The sequence below is a fragment of the Rhodobacteraceae bacterium M385 genome (assembly GCA_025141835.1).
Classification (GTDB): domain Bacteria; phylum Pseudomonadota; class Alphaproteobacteria; order Rhodobacterales; family Rhodobacteraceae; genus Gymnodinialimonas.
The window spans coordinates 861,043-878,957 of sequence record CP081102.1; the positions used below are offsets into that span (position 1 = coordinate 861,043).

Sequence of the window (17,915 nt, forward strand, 5' to 3'; positions counted from 1 at the left end):
TTGGTCCCCTATGGCCTCTAGCACTGAATACCCACTTTTCCGCGAGGCTTTGGGGCGACACCTTGGGTCGCTCCAGGGCCTCTCGGGCGTTCAGGCGTTCCTGCGGGAAGGCGACGGCTTGTGGCAGGAGGCCGCTCGCTTCGGCAAAATCGACGAAGCGCGGATGATGCCGACCCTGGATGCCTACACCCCCGACGGGGGCGGCGCGGTCGAGGCCGTGGCCGGGGTCACGAACGGGTGGGCGGCTCATTACATGGTGGGCGGCGCGGGGCTGGACCTTGTCTTGATGCTACGCCTTGATGGGGTGGCCCCTGCGGATCTTCAGACACAGTTAACCTTGGTGGAAACGCGGGTGGGCTGGCTTCTGGTCGCCGCGCTCAGCGATTGCAGCGCCCAGATCGGCGCAATCGCCGTTGGCACCGAAGTGGGCAGCCAGATCCTGTTGGATGCCTCGCGTGCGCGAAACCGCCGGCAACTGACCGATCAATGGGTCGCGCGGCTGGAAAAGGCGCTGACCCCTGATTTGATCGCTGTCACCTGGTTGAAGGGCGACAAACCCAAGCTGCACGCACTGTCGGGCGGCGGCGTCGTAGACCGCAACAGCGAAGCCCGCAGCCAGATCGAGGCGATCGCCGATCATGCGGTGCGGGCCCGGTCGCCGCAGATTGTGGACGTGGTGGACGTCACCGATGATGACAACGCCCTTCCGGCGGTCACCGATGACCAACTGCCCGACCCAAAGGACCAGATCCTTTTGGAAGACACGATGGCGCGTATTCGTGTTTTGGGGGGCAGCCGGGGTCTTTCGCTGCCGGTCTATGGCGGGGATGATCCCAAGGCGGTTGTGGTGTGCATCTGGGCCGATGGCTCCTCCGCTGGGGAGGTCCACCCCGAGTCCGCCGATCTTTTGGCGCAGGTTCTCAGCACCTCTCTCACGATCCAAAATCGCGCGTTTCCTTCCATTTGGCGTCGTTTGGGCAATTGGAGTTGGGCGATTATTCGCGGCATCTTCGGCCCTACGGTCTGGCGCCTGAAGCTGTTTGTATTGCTCGTTGCCTGCACCGTCATTGGGCTGGCCCTATGGCCGTCCCAGTTCCAGCCGACGTTTTCCGCCCGGATCGAGGCGCAGGAACGTCGCGTCGTCTCGGCCCCTTATGATGGGTTCCTGGCGCAAGCCCCGTTTCAATTGGGTGATGCGATTGCACCGGGTGAAGTGATCGTGGCGCTCGAAGATAATGAGCTGGTGTTGCAGGTCGCGGAGGCACAATCGGAGCTGACGGAGATCGCCAGCGAAATGCAGGCCGCCCGCGCGCAACGCGATAGTGCAGGGGTGCAAAGCCTGGAAGCGCAGAGCCGCCAAATTCAGGTGCGCCTTGATTTACTGGAACGGCAATTGGACCTCGCCCGGTTCGAGGCAGAGGCCGCTTCGGTCGTGGTCGGCGGCGATGCGTGGCGGCGCGTCGGTGGTCGTGTACGCTTGGGGGAGCCATTGCTAGAGCTGGCCGCCCCCGATCGATTCCGCGTGTTGGTCTTCATCGACGAGGAATGGGTCGCGGACCTTGCGCCCCCGGTGGCGGGCACCTTGTTGCTGACCGCCCATCCCGGCGCGCCCATTGATGTGACCTTAACCAGCATCACCTCGGACCCGCAGGTGCGCGACGGCGTGAACACGTTCTCGGCTTGGATGGACATCGAGGCCGAGCCTGATGTGGTTTTGCTCGACGGTATGCGCGGAGTTGTGCGGGTTGAGGGGGGCGAAACCTCTATGCTTGGCGCGTATACGCGCGGCGCAGCGCGGTGGCTGCGGCGCACTATTTGGCGGTGGAGCTAAACGCCTATGGGAACCCTCAGGCATCCCGATTGGCACCTGCTATCTGACCAGTGTTTTCGCCGTCGGGCGGCTGTTGAAACCAGCCATCAAATGTTTCGGGGCGACGCCTTTATCGTTTTGTCTGACACGGTGACCGGACAACACCTGCGCCTGACTGAACGCGCCCAGGAGCTGTGGCAAATGTTCGATGGGCGCAGCACCCTTGGGGATATCTGGGCCGTCCTGATGCGCCGTCCCGCCATCGCACCGACCCAAGGGGAATTGGTGGATTGGGTGATGCAATTGGTCGGTTCAGGCCTGTTGCTGTCGGACCATGATCTGGACCCGCAACACCTGAGCGATCGTACCGGAAAACGCCGGACCGCGGCAGTAGAGCAGCGGTTCATCAGCCCCTTGGCCGTGAAGGTGAAGCTGTTTGACCCAAGCGCCTTGGTCCGGGTGACGTACCCTTTTGTGTCGCTTCTATTCACGCCCCTTGGGGGGCTAACGATTGCGGCGTTGGTGGTGTCGGCCGTCATCATGGCCCTGATGAACGCAGAGGCTTTGCTGCAAACAACGGATCAGTCGTTGATCTCGCAGGGCGGGCTTTTGTCACTGGCGCTGGCCTATCCGATCATGAAGGGCCTGCATGAATTGGCCCATTGCTACGCTCTTAAACGCTTCGGCGGGGAGGTGCGTGAATTTGGCGTCATGCTGCTGGTCATGTTCCCGGTCCCCTATGTAGAGGCGTCGGCCGCCAGCACTTTGCCCTCCAAATATGCGCGTATGATGGTGGGGGCAGCGGGTATCGTGGCAGAGGTTCTGATTGCCTCCATCGCCATGATTATCTGGCTCCAGATTGAACCGGGGCTGGAACGGGCGCTTCTGTTCAACTTCGTGCTGATCGGCTCGATCTCGACCATCGTGTTCAACGGCAATCCGCTGCTGAAGTTCGACGCCTATTTCGTGCTGGCCGATTGGTTGGAGATGCCAAACCTAGCCCAAAGGTCGGGCGAGTACCTTCAAGACCGTTTCCTGTCGCGGATCATTGGCCTGCGCCAAGAGGTCGAGCCTCGCCCAGGAGAGGCGCGGATATTGGCGATCTACGGCGTCGCGTCCTTGGGCTATCGGTTGCTTCTGACCATGACCATCGCTTTGATCGTATCGTCATGGTTCTATATTTTCGGGATATTATTGGCCGCGTGGGCCATCATAATGGGGGTGGTCTGGCCTCTGTTCAAAGTTGTCAAAAAGGGTGTTCGCATGGCGCGGGTTCAAAACCGGACACGGCGGGCCAGCGTAAGGTTGGCGCTGTTTCTTGTGATATCGATTGGCTTGCTGGCCTTTGTCCCTCTGCCGTTCTTCGCCCGTGGGGAAGGGCGTGTCGTCCCGCTTCCCGGCGCCGAGGTTTCTGCGGCAACGGCGGGGCTTTTATCCCTAAGCGAAGCGGACGAAGGGGCCATGGTCGCCCGTGGCGCGACGCTGGTTGAATTATCCAACCCGGTGCAATCGGCCCGTCGTGAGGCCCTGGCGATGAACGTGGCCTTCCTTGAGGACGCGTTGGAGCGTAGCGGCCTTGGCGTGGCCGAGCGCCAGCGATTTGAGCGCGAGTTGGAAGTCGCCCGCGCCAGTTTGGCAAACGCGCAGGTCCTGGAAGATGCGCTGGCGGTCCGATCGCCGCTCGATGGACGCTTGAGTTGGACAGCAGGACAAGCCCCAACGCCGGGCACGTTCGTGTTTCGGGGCGATAGGTTGGGCTATGTCATCAGCCCGGATGCGCTTCAGATCGTGGCCGCGATCCCGGCGGCATACTCGGGCCGTGCCGATGGCGCTGCATCGGTTGAATTTCGCTTGCCGGATGAACAGACCTTCACCGTGCCTTTCGCCCGTGAACGGGTAGTGGATGTCGGGCAGCAAGTGCCGCCAGAATTGCTTAGGTCCGTGGGCGGGCCGGTGCCTGAGCAACCCGGAAACCCGGGCATGGCCTTGGATTCCCGGTGGATCATCTGGGCCGCTCCAGATCGGGACCTATCGCAATGGGCGGGGGCTCATGTGGAGGCCCGGGTTGATCTTGGCCGCGCCAGCGCCTTGGCACAGGCGCAGTTCCACCTGCGTCGGTTGTTCCTGCGGGTCACGAGATTCTAGGGGCCGTTGGAATGGCGCAGCGCGCGACATTGAAGGCTTTCGCCCGTTCCCGGCAGCGCCCGGTGCGCCGCGAAGTGGCCCCTCTGTCGCGGATGCGGTTGTTCTGGGATGAATGGATCGCTTGGCGGCTGGCCACGCGGTCTGACCGCATCGGGGCCATGCAGAAGGCCATCGCCAGCCAGCGGAGCCGCTATGAAGGATTGGAAGCGGACGCGCTACATGCGCTTTTTGCCAAGCCGCTGAGGGCCGAGGATTTGATGGACGCCACCCAAGGCGCGGAACGCTTCTGCGCGGTGCTGGAAGTGTTTCGTCGGGAAACGGGTCTGCGCTTGCGCGACAACCAAATCGAATGCGCGCTGCGCCTTCTGTCGGGGACTTGCGTAGAGCTGCGAACTGGTGAAGGGAAGACACTCGCGGCGGGCATGGCGGCGATCACGGCGGCAAGTGTTGGCGTGTCGGTCCATGTGGTGACGGTGAATGACTATCTGGCGCAACGCGACCACGAGCTGATCGCCCCGATGGCGCGTTTTGTTGGCGTAAGCTCGGCAGTCATGCAGCAGGACGACAAGGACGATGACCGGCGCGTGGGCTACGATCACGACATCATCTACGGCACCAACAAGATCGTGGTGTTTGACCATCTGCGCGACAAACGCGAGCAACGCACCTTGGGCGATAGTCATCGGCCCCGGCAAACCGGGCAGGCGCTTGCGATTATTGATGAGGCGGACTCGGTCCTGATAGATGACGCAACCGTGCCGATGATCCTGTCCGAGCCTGCGGACCCACCTCCGGCGGTGGACATGTATCTGTTCCGTCAGCTTGTTGAATTCGCAGCGGCTTTGACCGAGGGCGCGGAACGTGTCCGCGATAAGCGCGGCAGTTGGCGTTTGACCACGCGAGGTCTCGGCTTGTTGGAACGTGCGGCTTCGGGCTGGCGCCATCCCCTGGCAAGAACCTCGGACATTATCGAACTGGCAGAGACAGCGCTGATGGCGCGCTATGGGTTCCTGGAGGGGGTCGCCTACATCGTGCAAGACGATGAGATCGTGATGATCGACCAGGCCACGGGGCGGCTGATGCCGGATCGAAAGTGGGACTACGGCTTGCAGCAAATGGTCGAATTGGTCGCGGGCGTGCCGCCCAGTAATGAGACCCGCACCGTCGGGCAGATCACGCAACAGACCTATTTTCGCCAGTACCGTATTCTGTCCGGGCTGACGGGAACCGCCAAGGAATGCAGGGGAGAGTTCTGGGCCATCTACGGTCTGGCCGTCTGGCCCGTCGCCCCCCATGCCAAAAGCCAGTTGCAGGGGAGCCGCCTGAAAGTATTCCGCACCGAGGCTCAGAAATGGGAGGCCGTCGCCCGCCGCGCCATAGACGTGGCAAAGACACGCGCGGTGCTGATCGGCTTGAATGACGTGGCCGAAAGCGCCGCGTTGCAAGCGACCTTCGCCCGGTTGCAACGCGAAGTCGCCGTTCTTGATGCATTGTCAGAGGCGCAGGAGGCAGAGCTGGTGGCCTGCGCGGGCATACAGGGCACGATCACGATCGCCACCCACTTGGCGGGCCGTGGCACCGACATTTCCTTGTCGAAGGACGTAAAGGCAGCGGGCGGACTGCATGTCATAATCGGCTCTGTCATGCCCTCGGGGCGGTTGGAGCGGCAGCTTTATGGGCGGGCCGGGCGGCAGGGTGATCCGGGCAGCTATGACACGATGGTCAGCCTTCAGGACCGCGGGTTGATCGAGGGGGCCTTTTCCCTCGCGCGGCGCGGTGCGACGTGGTTGCTGCGTCTGGGCGCGTTTCCCGCCCGAAGCCTGTCGCAGATTCAAGCAGATCGGGATCGCAGATCGCGGACAATGCGGCGGCAGACACTACTGCGCGAACAGGATATGATTAAACGGTTGGGCTATCGCTAAAACAGGAGGCGTCGGATGACTCGGATGGGAATGAAGGTGGCTGTTGCCATAGTGGGTTTGCTGCTGGCCGGGCCGGCGGCGGCGCAAATGGCCGCGCCTTTGACTTGCCTGTTGGTGCCCGCACGCACCAGCGACATCGGCTCGGACCGCAGCGGCATTGTCATCGCCGTAGAGGTCACGCGCGGCGATTTCGTAGAAGCAGGCGACCCCTTGGTGCATTTCGATACCCGCTTGGCCGAGGCGGATTTACAAGTGGCCCAGATCACCATCGACGGCCTGCAAGAACGCCTTGGTCGCAGCGAAGGCCTGTTGAACCGCAACCTGATTTCCCGCGATGAGATTGAAGCCTTGCGCACCGATCTGGCCCTTGCCAGTGCCGAACAGGCGCGCGCACAGATTGAGGTCGAACGCGGCACCATTCGCGCCCCTTTCGCTGGATACGTCGCCGAAGTCGCGATCGCCGTGGGTGAATTGATAGGGCCCGAGCCTTTGTTGCGGATCATCGAGGTGAGCGAGCTGGAAGCCGAACTGGTGTTCCTTGCCGGCGCATTCGGTGAGTTTTCCATCGGCCAAGACATCGCTTTGTCGGTGGAGCTGACCCAAGCCAATGTGGCCGCCTCGGTCACGGCGATTGACCCGTTTATCGACCCTACGTCCAACACCTTCACCGTCAGGGCCGGGATCGACAATTCGGACCGTGCGATCCCTGCGGGCAGTAGCTGTGCTGTGGCGAATTAGTCGGGCGAATTATCCGGCTAGGGCGAGCGCGGCCAAGACTTCTGACGGGCTGCTTTCCAGATAGATCGTCAGAAATGGACCCTTCTGGGTGTCGGTCCCGCCCGCCAGATGCACAAGGTCGTGCTGGGAAAGTGCCTCCACAATCGCTTGGCCGCCCTCACGTGCTGCTAGGGGGGCGGCCCATTCGGCAAACTTTGCACGGTCCAGTTGCGCCCGCCGCACGGTCGTCAACCAAGAGGTCCGCTCTGCCCCCAAAGTCCGGGTGCAAATCGCCGTTTCAGCGTCCAAATCGGCAAAGGCCGCGTCCGACTTTGCGCTATCCAGTCCAAAGGCTTCGAAGGTCTGCGCCATCGGCGGCCAGAAATCTGCTTTCGGCGCGACCGGCCGACAATAATAATCATCGGTCCGCACCTTGCCTGAGGGCAGCAGCTTAAAGCCCTTGTAAAGGGGGAAGGGCTGAAGGTTTCCAGCATCGACCCGGGCGGCCAGAACCTCCCAATATTGGGTATAAACCCGGACAGAAGTACGATCACACCGAAGCGCAAGCCCGATGGCATCGGCACCGGGCAGGGCGGACGACCAAGCGGACAGCAGCGTTTTGGGTAGTCCCAAATCAACAGCAGCAGTGGCAATTAGTTCTGCCGCTTGAACCGAGGTCTCAAAGAAGAAAAGCACCCGCTTTTCGATGCCACTTTCGGTGATCGACCATGATTGTTCACAAGCATCGGCGTTGTGCGCGAGCTGATTTAGCTGAGCGTGTGTTTTGTCCATGCCACACGATGGAGCATGTGACGGGTTGTTAAAAGACACAGTCGGAAACTTTTGCGGGATTTTCACAATGGATGTCTTGGAGAATTCGAACATTTTCCCTAGCGTAAACCGCAGAATATGTGTCGGGGGACAGCATGCATTTTATCAAATTTACTATTGTTACGCTTTTGTGCGCGTATGGGGGGCTGGCAAACGCGCAGACCGCGTCTGATGGGGACGTCGCGCCCGCTGCCGCAGAAGAGGCGTTCAACCCGAACCCGATTGCTAACCTGTCGGCTCGTATTGGCTACAACACCGATTCTGGTTTTGTTGGCGGGCTAGGTTATGCAACGGAACGGTTCTTGGGGCAGGATGCCGATTTCAGCATGCGGATCGAGGCGCAAGAAAGCGCGACCCGCTTCAACGTCGCCTATAGCAACGATGCGGTTTTTGGTGATTCGCCGCGGTTCGGCCTGACGCTGTCGCATTCTGAAACCACCGCCGGCGACGTCTATGGTTTCGCATCCACCGCGACGCGGCTGCAACCCCGGTTGACCTGGGACTTGTCCGAGCGTCAGCGCCTGTCGGCCTATGTTTCGTTGTCTCGCAACGAGGTGGGGACCGTTGATCCAACCAACTCCATTTTGATTCGCAACGACGAGGGGCAGCAACAGCGCTACTCACTAGGGGCGACCTATCAGGCTGCGTTGCCCATTGAAGGGGATGGTCCCCTGCGCCGGGCGCGGTTCAGCTTTGGGCTGGAAACAGGCCACACCAGCCGCGATCACAGCTTCACGATTGTCACCGCCCGCGCGACGTTGGTTCACTCGTTCTCGGATGGTAATATCGTCGTCGGCAGCTCGGTTCGGCTGGGACACATGGCCACGATGGAAGGCACATCCAACATCGGGGATCGCTTTGTGTTGGGCAGCAGCTCTCTGCGGGGGTTTGCGTTCGGCGGCTTCGGCCCGCGTGACCTTGCAGTTGCCAATACACCGGCTTTGGGCGGTACGTCCTATGGCATCGGCCGGTTTGACGCGCGTTTCCCCAATGCTTTCGGGGAGGATTCGACCCTGACGCCAGGCGTTTTCCTGGATGTCGGCAGCCTTTGGGGCTTGGACGATATCAACGGCGGCGTGGCTGGGGCGGACCCGGTGGATGACGCGGCTCATTTGCGCAGTTCTGTCGGCGTGTCGTTGCGAATCGACTCAGGCATCGGCCCGTTCAACCTGTTTCTGGCAATGCCGCTGGAAGAGCGTGACTACGACCAAACCCAGGAATTCGGTATTTCCTTCAGCCAGAGCTTCTAAGGAACGCTCTCGTCCCCTCGAGGTTAGGCGCTACGCCAGCATACGGCTTGTGCGCCCTCAAGGGGCGTTTAACCGGGAAACTCCAGCAGGATCAGCGCCGCGCGTAACACGCGCGTCGGTCGCGTCCCGCAGAGGTGTCTTGCGTCCAAGGAAGAAAAAGTGGCTGGGGTGGTAGGATTCGAACCTACGGTACACGCTACCAAAAAGCGTTGCCTTACCGCTTGGCTACACCCCAACTACGCCGCTGGAGATACGACGCGGCGGCACCGGGATCAAGTCCCCGATTGCGTTTTTTGCTCGGAAATCCCGCTATTCTTGCGGAGCTTCCCGGCGGAGGAGGTCATCATCGGGCAGGGCTTCGCGTTCGGCCTCGATAATCTGTTCAAGTGCGACACCTTCCTCGGTTCCTACGTTCTGCACTTCTACCTGTGCGGCGGCGGGCTTGGAGGGGGCGGGCGTTGCATCGGTTGTGGCAGGCAGTTCCGCGCCAAGCAGGCGGTATGTTGGTTCCGGCAGGGCGATGCCAGCGGCCTCCAAACGGGCTTTGACCACGCGAATGGCCTCTCCCTTTGCCATGCCGATGCCGGTTTCGTGCTGCTTGATCCAACCCGCCGCCGTGATGTCGATGGTCGAGGCGCCAAGCCCTTCCACCCATACGCCGGGGCCGGGGGTTTCCAGCAAGAAGGGCAGTTCTTTCAGGGCAGACAGGATGATCCGCTGCGCCTCGGCAATATCAGCGGCCGGATCGACCCCCACGAGGAAGGTAAAGCGGCGCTCATCGTTTCGAGTATAGTTGATGATGCGGGATTTGAAGACCGTCGCGTTGGGGATGCGGATGTGGTTGCCGTCAAGGCTCAGCAGAATCGTGGCCCGGCTCGTCAGACGGATGACGTGGCCCAGATCGCCCTCAATCTCCACCAAGTCTTTGGGGCGAAACGGTTGGCGGATCGACAGCATGATGGAAGAGATAAAATTTTCCACCGTGTCGCGGACGGCGAAACCAATGGCGAGGCCGACGATACCTGCCGCCCCAAGGATCGTGCCCAGAAGCGCCGTCGCGTTCAACAGGTCAAGCGCCAGCACGATGCCAAGCACGACAAAGACCAAGCGCACGATCTGGCGGTAAATGTCAGCGATAAAGGCATTGGGGGCGATTCGGTCCCAGGGCCATGATCGTTTGGCCAACCAGAACCCGAACAGCCACATCAAGACGCCCGCCGTCAGAGCCACAAGGATCAGCGGAGAGAAAGCGATCACCTGCGCTACCCGCTCCTGCATACGGTCGAGGGCGGGGTTCAACCGCTCCACCACGTCGGTGCTTTCGGCGACGGTGTTTTCTATCGCCACCACGCCTTCGACACGGGCGACCAACTCATTCAGGGCGGTGATGCGGGTGGCGTCCACCACCGTTCCGCGCAGGGTGACGATCCCGTTGGAGACTGTCGCGCGTACATCATCGTAGCCCTCAAGCTGGCCAAGGATATCCATAATCCGGTCGCGGGTGGCGAAGTCTTGGGCCCGGTCGCTTTCCACGGCAATCGTGCCGTCAGGTTGGCTGCCTTCCGTCTGCGCCAGAACCGGCCCACATAGGGCCACTGCGAGGAGCGACGCGAGGAGGGGTCTAAGCAGCCCCCGCATCACAGTCGCACCGGGTTCGCTTTAGCGACAGCGTCCAGCGCCATCAGCGTGTTGATGACCCCCGCCATATCATCCAGCCGGATCATGTTAGGCCCATCAGACGGTGCGGTGTCGGGGTCTTCGTGAGTCTCCAGGAACACTCCGCCGATGCCCAAGGCCACGGCGGCACGCGCCAGCACGGGGGCAAACTCCCGTTGCCCGCCTGATGACCCACCAAGCCCGCCGGGCTGCGCCACGGCGTGGGTCGCGTCCATGATCACTGGGTAGCCGGTTTTCGCCATCTCGGGCAGGGACCGCATGTCGGCCACAAGCGCGTTATAGCCAAAGGAAACGCCCCGCTCGGTCAGCATTAGGCGCTCATTTCCCGTGCTGGCGACCTTTTCGGCCACGTTCTGCATGTCCCAGGGGGCGAGAAATTGTCCCTTCTTGATGTTGATCGCGGCACCGGTTTCGCCTGCGGCCAGAAGAAGGTCCGTCTGGCGACACAGGAAGGCGGGGATTTGCAGGATATCGACGGCTTCGGCCACCGGGGCGCATTGTTCGGGCGTGTGGATGTCGGTCAGCACCGGGCAGCCGAATTCTTCTCGGATGGTGGACAGAATGCGCAACCCCTCATCCATTCCAAGGCCACGCTTGCCGGAAAGGGAGGTGCGGTTTGCCTTGTCGTAGCTGCCTTTGAACACGAACTGCGCGCCCGCATCGGCACAGACCTGCGCCATATGGCCGGCAATCATCCGCGCGTGATCCATGCTTTCCAACTGGCAAGGGCCAGCGATTACCAGCAAAGGTGCCGCGTTCGAGACGCTAAGCGATCCGATCTCTACCGTTTTCATCTGTCGGTCCCCCGGGGCCATTGGCCCCGAGGTGGTGCGGATCAGGAACTTACCTGTTCACGCAGGATCGAGGCGGTCATTGATATCAAAAGGTAGATGCCAGAAAAGACGACAAGTGCAAGCAGCGTCTTTTCAAACGCCTTTGGATAGGCGGCCTCGTCGGGGGCGATCGGGAACACGCCCATCGAGATATAGAGCGACTGGCGGTTCGCTTCCGTACGGGCCGATTCCATCGCTTGCAGCGCTTCTGTCAGCATCAATTGACGGGTTTCCAGATCGGCTTGGGCAATCACCAGTTCCGATTGGATGCGCGCAAGGGAGACCTCGCCCGCGGTTTCATTCGTCAATGAAGCGCGAAGTTGCGCGATCAGGGTCTCATAGCGGGCAATGTTGGCCTCGGCCACTTGCACGCGAGTCGAATTGGGCCGGGACGCGGCGTTGATCTCGGCCAAGCGCAGGCGTTCTTCGGTCAGTTGCATTTCATAGACGCCGATCTGGTTAAACACTTGGTTTACCTCGGCTTCCGCCGACAAAACGCCCCGTTGCTCTTGCAGTTCCAGCACCCGCATCTGCGCTTGCAAGGACCGTTCTTCGGCCTCTTGGAAACCTTCGCGGGCCCCGGCCATTTGGTCCTCGCGCAGGCGCGATGACATTTGGTCCACCCGCTCTTCGGCGTAGCCGATCAGCGCCTCTGAAAACGCTTGCGAGGTTTCGGCATCGGCGGCGCGGACTTCCATGCGGATCAGACCCTCTGTCGGGTCATAGCCGATCGTCAGGTTGCGCAGATAGGTGCTATACATCTGCTCGTCCGAGGCATCGGGGGCCAAGCGCACGAGCGGATCAATATCATCGCCCGAGAAGTGATCGCGGAAGCCCAATTCCTCATCCAGCCGCAGCATCGCTTCGCGGCTTTCCAGATAGCTTTGCACTGTGATCGATTCCTGAACCGTCGCAAAGCTGGAGCCCCCCAACAGCCCGCCTAGCCCACTGCCACCGGACGAGGCTTCGGCCTTTTGGATCACGAATTCCGTGTTGGTGGCAAAAAGAGGCGTGGCAACGGCGTAGTAGTAATAGCTGACCAGCATCGTGGGCAGGAAAACGAACAATGCCAGCCGCGTGGCCAATTGGATCAACTTGCGGCGGCGGCGATTGGCGATGTCGCGCTGCACGCCCATGATCTCGGCCGCGCGGGATTCGGCGGTATGGGCGACGCCTGCGGGCGGGGCTGCACCAACTTGGGTAGCGGGCACCTGCGCCGTGGCGGCCCGCACCGGTAGCGTGTTGCCCCCAGCGGGGGCACCGGCGGGGGCGGCTGCGTTTTGGTTTTCGTTGATAACCAATTCCAGCATGTTGGACTGCCCGAAGGGGTCTATCCCGCGTTTGCGCAATTGGCGCACCGCGTCAAAGTCGGACGAGGGGCTAAGACCATGTTTCTGCGCAGACCGGCGGGCCATTCGTAGTTGCCGTCCTGTCAAACCCTCGGACCGGATCGCGGCCAATTCGGCCTCTAGGGATTGCGGGCTATCTGCTACGCGGGCCGCGCCTTGCGCCTTGTCCGCGGCCGCAGATCCCGGCAGCGCCATGTCGCCGAAACCGTCTTCTGTGTGGCTAGGCAGGCTTGTGTCTTCAACCTCAGGCTGTGGCGCCACACGGGGCGAGCGTGCCGCCGCGACACTTGCCGCCGCTGCTGCTGCCGCCGCGCTCGCCGTCGTTCCTGTGGCGGCCGCGCGCGCGTCTATGGCCTCAGCCGCTTGCGCTGCGCCGCCCGGTGCGTCGCCGTCTGTGCGGCGAATGCGGAACTTCCTAGCTTTGGGTTTCGTAGTCATAAAGCTGCTTAGCCTCTTCCAGCGTGTCGAACTGATATAGTTTGCCATCCCGAAGAACGGCTGCGCGACGCGCAAATTTTTCTAGCGTTGTGGCTTGGTGCGACACGATAATCACGGTCGCGTTCTTCAGCCGCTCTGCAAGGATACCACCGGCGCGCCGATTGAATTCGGCGTCTGTGGAATTCGGCATCCCTTCGTCAATCAGATAGATATCAAATTCCAACGCCAAAAGGAGAGAGAAGTTGAATCGGCCCCGCATCCCCGATGAATAGGTGCCCACGGGCATGTCGAAATACTCTTCGATCCCGCAGACCCAACGGCAGAATGCCTCCACGTAGTCGGGGTCCAACCCATAGAGCTGCGCAATGTAGCGGGCGTTTTCCATGGCGGACAATCTGGTGATGACACCGCCCATGAATCCGAGTGGAAACGAGATGCGGGCGTTGCGCGTGATCGTGCCCTCATCGGGCTTTTCCAGTCCGCACATCATGTTGATGAGTGTCGTTTTGCCGGTGCCGTTGGGCGCCAGAATGCCCATGGAGTAGCCGATATCCACACGAAAAGAGGCCCGGTCGAGGATCACCTTACGGCGCTCTCCGGTCCAAAAGGATTTCGAAACTCCTGAAAACTCCAACATCGCTTGCGTCGCCCAATATAACCTGCCAGCGCATCCCGTCTTAGCCGCGGGATGTCACCATTCTGGAAACATACCGCCCCATTAGGGCAGTATTATGTCCATTCCCTTACCAATCACAGGGAATTTTCAATGAATTGTCTCACTTCGGCGGACTATTGCAAGCCTCCTCGGTGGTCAAAGCGCACGCTTCTGGACCCGTGTGATCTTGCCCATGACCAAGGAAATGGCCGCCGCCCCGAAGGAGAGCAATGCCCCCATCTTCGCCGCATCCTGCACCGGACCTGCCTCAAACGCCACGGAGGCCACGAAGAGCGATACGGTGAAACCAATGGCCGCCACGCAACCGATCACAACAAGGTCGATCATCCGCATACCCTTGGGCAGACCCAGACCAAGGGGTTTTGCGGCCAACCAGCCGAACAGAAAAATCCCCGCCGGTTTGCCGATCAATAGCCCCGCCAGAACCAGCCAGGTCGCCTCTCCCATTGCCGAGAATGCAACGCCCGCGTTCACCAGGCCAAAGAGGCCAAGGATGATTTCGACGGGGTGTTTCAACGCATGTTCGATGGTGTTCAAAAGATCGTGCAAATGCACCTCGGCGGCAGAGAATATGCCAAAAGCGCGGTCTGCGTGGGGGATTGTCAGGACAATGGGCAGCAATCCAAGGGCCGGGTGCAGACCCGCTTGCATGAACCCGTACCAGCTCGCGCAACCTGCCAAGAGGTAGGGCCAGAATGACAATTTCTTGCGTGCCCAGGTAGAGCGGCGGCGCACTTGGTCGCCCCGATCCAGGTAACGCGGCAGCCAGTTCGCGAGCACATAGACGCTGATCGCCGCCCCAAAGGACAGCAGAAGCCAAACCGGGGCCAAATCGCTCGAGGGGTAGAAAACCGCCAAAATCAACAAGCCTGCCGCGTCATCGGCAATCGCCAGCAGAAGCAGGAAACGCACCGCCGGGTGGCCCGCGCCAAAGACCATGCGACCAATCAGGTAGGAAAAGGCAATGTCCGTCGCGGTGGGAATGGCCCATCCGTTTGCCACCGCGTCAAAGGTGGTGGAGCCCATGAAGTAAGCGATGCCAAGATAGACAGCGATCGGTCCAATCATACCCCCAAGGGTTGCAACCAAGGGCGTGGCCGCCTTCTTGCCGCGCAAGGCGCCGTTCTCAAGCACCACGGCCTCCCACACCTCTTTCGCGGCGATGGCGAAAAACAGCGCCATAAGCACGTCGTTCACCAGGTAATGCAGGGTCAACTCTCGGGTGATGTGACCTTGGCCGTCATCGTGCAGGTGGCCGATCGGGGCATCGGCCCAGATCACGAACTCGGTAAACCCGTGGTAGCTGGTGATGTCGATATTCGCCCAAATCAACGCGATGATCGCGCCTGTGATCAAAAGCAGCGAATAGCCGTTGATGAAGTCCCAAACCCGATACATTCCTGCCCCCACTGGTCGCTCCACGGGTGATTAACCAATGGGGGGGAAGGCGTCCATCCTCTTAAGCGACAAGGCTCCAACCGATCCCGGCAATCACGGCGCCGGTCAGGGCAAGGCCGATGTAGGCGATGAAGACGCGCGGTTTCACCAGTGCCCAGACAGCGACGGCAGCGGGGATGCAGCTAACGCCGCCTGCGACCATGAAGGCCATGCCTGCGCCGGGGCTCATGCCCTGCTCCATCAGACCTCCGACAAGCGGGACAGCGGCGTAGCCGTTGAGGTAGGCAGGCGCGCCCACCAAGGCCCCCAGAAGGATCGGCGTCAGGCCGTCGCCGCCGATGACCTGCGCGATAAGGTCTGCGGGCACGTAGGATATCAGGAGCGATTGCAACAGGTAGGCAAACAGCAACCATTTGCCCAAGAACAGAAGGTTATCCCAAGTCGTGCGCCCAAAGATGCTTCGCCTGTCGTCATCCTGCCAGAACTTCCAGTTCAGGGTCATTTTCTTGGCGCTACAGCAGCCCGCCGCGGCAGGTTGTTCGCGCAAAGGGTCGGCGAAGACGGCACTGTTGGCCAGCAGTTTCACAGTCAGCCCTCCCAAGACCCCAAGGCCCACGGCGGCGATGGTTTTGGCCACGGCGAAGTCAAAGCCGATGCCGCCCGCCGTGATCGAGAACATCGCAGGGTCCATCAGGGGCGAGGCGAGCCAGAACGCCATGACCGCTGAAAGTGGCGCGCCCGCAGCCAGAAGGGCGGCGACGAAGGGGATGACTTGGCAGGAGCAGAACGGCGAGAGCCCGCCAACGATTGCCCCCATCAGGATCATCCGGGTTTCGCGGCCCTGAAAGGCGCCGTCCAACAGGCGCTCGGACCCGGTGGCTTTCATATAGCCAATGGCCAGCACCGCGAAGAGGATGAAGGGCAGGGTGCCCCAGAAGTGTTCGAGCGTTTCCTCGATCGTCGGCACCACGGCGGGGCGGTCGAACAGCGCGAGAACCAGAAGGATGAGCACGCCGGTCAGCGCCACACGGTCCACCCGGCCCCAGAGAGTGGGCAACAGCCGGGGGGTAAGGGATTGATCAGCCATAATTATGTCCGTTCTCTGAAAGGTCCCAAGCCACGTCCGCGCAGCATTCCGCCACGAGAAATGCCGAGAGGGCGTTGATTGCTGCATGGTCGATGCTCGACAAGATGCGCCGACCGTCTTTGCGTTGGGCCACGAGCCCGGCAGAGACGAGCTGTTTCAGGTGGTGGGTCAGGACGGAGCCTGTGACCCCCACATCGTCGCCCAAATCGCCCATAGTCAGCCCTTCCGGGCCGGCGCGCACCAAACGGCGCACAATGGCGAGGCGTTGCTCGGACCCAAGGGCGGCAAAGGCCGTGGCGGCAAGGGTGATTTCGGGCAGGGGAGGTGCTGTTTGTTTCATGTTTCTATATTTATAGAAATAAGGAATTGTCGTCTACCCCCTTTCGGTCCTGCGTCTGTTGGCTAGATTGGCTTGATGAAGATTTTGGATGACATCGCCGGGTGCGAGATTTGCGCAGATCGATTCGCGCAGACACACTCGGCCCACAGGCCGCGCCCGGTGGTCTGGTTCCGTCCCTGCGCCCGCATTCTGATTGCGGGGCAAGCGCCGGGGGCGCGGGTCCATGGGTCGGGGCGGCCCTTCACTGATCCCTCGGGCGACCGCCTGCGTGATTGGATGGGGGTGGACGAGGCGACGTTCTACGACCGCGACCTTGTGGCGATCTTGCCGATGGCGTTCTGTTTTCCCGGCTATGACGCGAAGGGATCGGACCTGTCGCCGCCAAAAATCTGCGCCAAGACATGGCGCGCCCCGGTGCTGGAGGCTTTGGGGGATGTTCGCCTGACCCTGCTGGTGGGCGGCTACGCCCAGGCGTGGCATCTGCGCGATAAGGCAAGTGTAACTGCGCGGGTCGAGGCATGGCGCGACCATGGGCCCGACGTCTTTCCCTTGCCTCATCCGTCGTGGCGCAATACCGCGTGGCTTAAACGCAATCCGTGGTTCGAGGAGGAGCTTTTGCCCGTCCTACGCGCCCGAGTGGCTGAGGAATTAGCAAGATGACCCCATTGGACGAGGCCTTCACGGTCATGGAAGTCGCCCCCGATGACGCAAAGCTGCGCTTGGCGTGGTTCGACCGTCTGGCCGCGTCCGAGATGTTCTTGTTGCTGGAAGAAGAGGCCGCAGGAGACAGCATCAAACCCAAGGTCTTCGCCGTGGATGGCGCGGATCTGGTGGTCGCCTTTGACCGAGAGGAGCGGTTGGTCGCTTTCGCGGGCGAGGTGGCGCCGTTCGTGGGCATGTCGGGCCGGGTCATGGCGGGCATGTTGGCGGAGGCTGGCTTGGGTCTGGCGGTGAACTTGGGAACGGACTTTGAGACGGTGCTGGAGGGAGAGGCGATTGGCTGGCTGTCGGGCACTTTGGCGCAAGCGCCCGAGGCCGTAGAAGATCGCCCCGATGAGGTGTTGCCGCCCAAAGGCTTGCCGGAAACCTTGCTAACAGCGCTGGACGCTCGGTTGGCGACGACCCACGGGCGGGCATCCTTGGCCTATCTGGTGGCGACGAAATACGACGATGGACGCCGGGGGCATTTGCTGGCGTTCGTGGAGGCGATGGACGGCTATGAGGGCGCGTTGGCACAATTGGTCGGCGACGCGCTGAGTTTTTCGGGGCTGGAAGCGGGCAGCTTGGATGTCGGCTTCTTCAAGGCCACGGACCCGATGTGTGCGACCTTCGCCAAGGTAGGATTGCGGTTCGATTTGCCGCAACTGGCCGACCCGATCGTTGCCGCGGCACCCGGCAGCGACCCAGAGAAACCGCCGCGTTTGCGGTGAGGGTGGAAAGGG

The 17,915-nt window shown here is 61.5% G+C and carries 15 protein-coding genes and 1 tRNA gene; 7 read left to right on the forward strand and 9 right to left on the reverse strand.

Going from position 1 to position 17,915, the window contains the following annotated elements; genetic code table 11:
* Window positions 1–10: 10 nt before the first annotated feature.
* The 4 genes from K3728_04220 to K3728_04235 are packed head-to-tail and all read left to right on the forward strand — an operon-like array spanning window position 11 to window position 6,615.
* Complete coding sequence (locus K3728_04220) at window positions 11–1,831, forward strand: efflux RND transporter periplasmic adaptor subunit (GenBank protein ID UWQ96450.1); 1,821 nt, start codon at window positions 11–13, stop codon at window positions 1,829–1,831.
* Window positions 1,832–1,837: 6 nt separating this feature from the next.
* On the forward strand, window positions 1,838–3,955 hold the full coding sequence (locus tag K3728_04225) for a peptidase M50 (protein ID UWQ96451.1): 2,118 nt from the start codon (window positions 1,838–1,840) through the stop codon (window positions 3,953–3,955).
* A gap of 11 nt (window positions 3,956–3,966) precedes the next feature.
* On the forward strand, window positions 3,967–5,877 hold the full coding sequence (locus K3728_04230) for a preprotein translocase subunit SecA (GenBank protein ID UWQ96452.1): 1,911 nt from the start codon (window positions 3,967–3,969) through the stop codon (window positions 5,875–5,877).
* 15 nt (window positions 5,878–5,892) lie between these two features.
* Window positions 5,893–6,615, forward strand: a complete 723-nt coding sequence (locus K3728_04235; protein ID UWQ96453.1) for an efflux RND transporter periplasmic adaptor subunit — start codon at window positions 5,893–5,895, stop codon at window positions 6,613–6,615.
* Between the two features lie 9 nt (window positions 6,616–6,624).
* Here the strand turns inward: K3728_04235 and K3728_04240 are convergent, their stop codons facing one another.
* Complete coding sequence (locus tag K3728_04240; protein UWQ96454.1) at window positions 6,625–7,386, reverse strand: hypothetical protein; 762 nt, start codon at window positions 7,384–7,386, stop codon at window positions 6,625–6,627.
* 134 nt (window positions 7,387–7,520) lie between these two features.
* Here K3728_04240 and K3728_04245 point away from each other — a divergent pair, with 134 nt between their 5' ends.
* Entirely contained in the window at window positions 7,521–8,675 is a 1,155-nt protein-coding gene (locus K3728_04245) for a BamA/TamA family outer membrane protein (protein UWQ96455.1), read from the forward strand.
* A gap of 160 nt (window positions 8,676–8,835) precedes the next feature.
* Here the strand turns inward: K3728_04245 and K3728_04250 are convergent.
* From K3728_04250 to K3728_04285, 8 genes are all read right to left on the reverse strand, one after another.
* Window positions 8,836–8,910 (reverse strand) — tRNA-Gln (locus tag K3728_04250).
* 74 nt (window positions 8,911–8,984) lie between these two features.
* Window positions 8,985–10,304 carry a mechanosensitive ion channel gene (locus tag K3728_04255; protein ID UWQ97443.1) on the reverse strand — a complete coding sequence of 440 codons (1,320 nt, stop codon included), beginning with the start codon at window positions 10,302–10,304 and terminating at the stop codon, window positions 8,985–8,987.
* Window positions 10,305–10,312: 8 nt separating this feature from the next.
* Entirely contained in the window at window positions 10,313–11,146 is an 834-nt protein-coding gene (gene kdsA / locus K3728_04260; protein UWQ96456.1) for a 3-deoxy-8-phosphooctulonate synthase, read from the reverse strand.
* Between the two features lie 41 nt (window positions 11,147–11,187).
* Window positions 11,188–12,972, reverse strand: coding sequence for a capsule biosynthesis protein (locus K3728_04265; GenBank protein ID UWQ96457.1), 1,785 nt, complete (start codon window positions 12,970–12,972; stop codon window positions 11,188–11,190).
* Complete coding sequence (locus K3728_04270; protein UWQ96458.1) at window positions 12,950–13,609, reverse strand: ATP-binding cassette domain-containing protein; 660 nt, start codon at window positions 13,607–13,609, stop codon at window positions 12,950–12,952. Before K3728_04270 ends, K3728_04265 begins: the two co-directional genes overlap by 23 nt.
* A 174-nt stretch (window positions 13,610–13,783) precedes the next feature.
* Window positions 13,784–15,046 carry a Na+/H+ antiporter NhaA gene (locus tag K3728_04275; protein UWQ96459.1) on the reverse strand — a complete coding sequence of 421 codons (1,263 nt, stop codon included), beginning with the start codon at window positions 15,044–15,046 and terminating at the stop codon, window positions 13,784–13,786.
* 61 nt (window positions 15,047–15,107) lie between these two features.
* Entirely contained in the window at window positions 15,108–16,133 is a 1,026-nt protein-coding gene (locus tag K3728_04280; protein UWQ96460.1) for a permease, read from the reverse strand.
* The gene (locus K3728_04285; protein UWQ96461.1) at window positions 16,126–16,473 is read right to left on the reverse strand and encodes a metalloregulator ArsR/SmtB family transcription factor; all 348 of its coding nucleotides are present in this window, start codon (window positions 16,471–16,473) and stop codon (window positions 16,126–16,128) included. Before K3728_04285 ends, K3728_04280 begins: the two co-directional genes overlap by 8 nt.
* A 75-nt stretch (window positions 16,474–16,548) precedes the next feature.
* On the opposite strand from K3728_04285, the gene K3728_04290 reads away from it, so the two are divergent.
* Both K3728_04290 and K3728_04295 read left to right on the forward strand, forming a co-directional pair.
* On the forward strand, window positions 16,549–17,133 hold the full coding sequence (locus tag K3728_04290; protein UWQ96462.1) for a uracil-DNA glycosylase family protein: 585 nt from the start codon (window positions 16,549–16,551) through the stop codon (window positions 17,131–17,133).
* Window positions 17,121–17,903, forward strand: coding sequence for an SseB family protein (locus K3728_04295; protein UWQ97444.1), 783 nt, complete (start codon window positions 17,121–17,123; stop codon window positions 17,901–17,903). The genes K3728_04290 and K3728_04295 overlap by 13 nt, the downstream gene beginning before the upstream one ends.
* Window positions 17,904–17,915 lie beyond the last annotated feature (12 nt).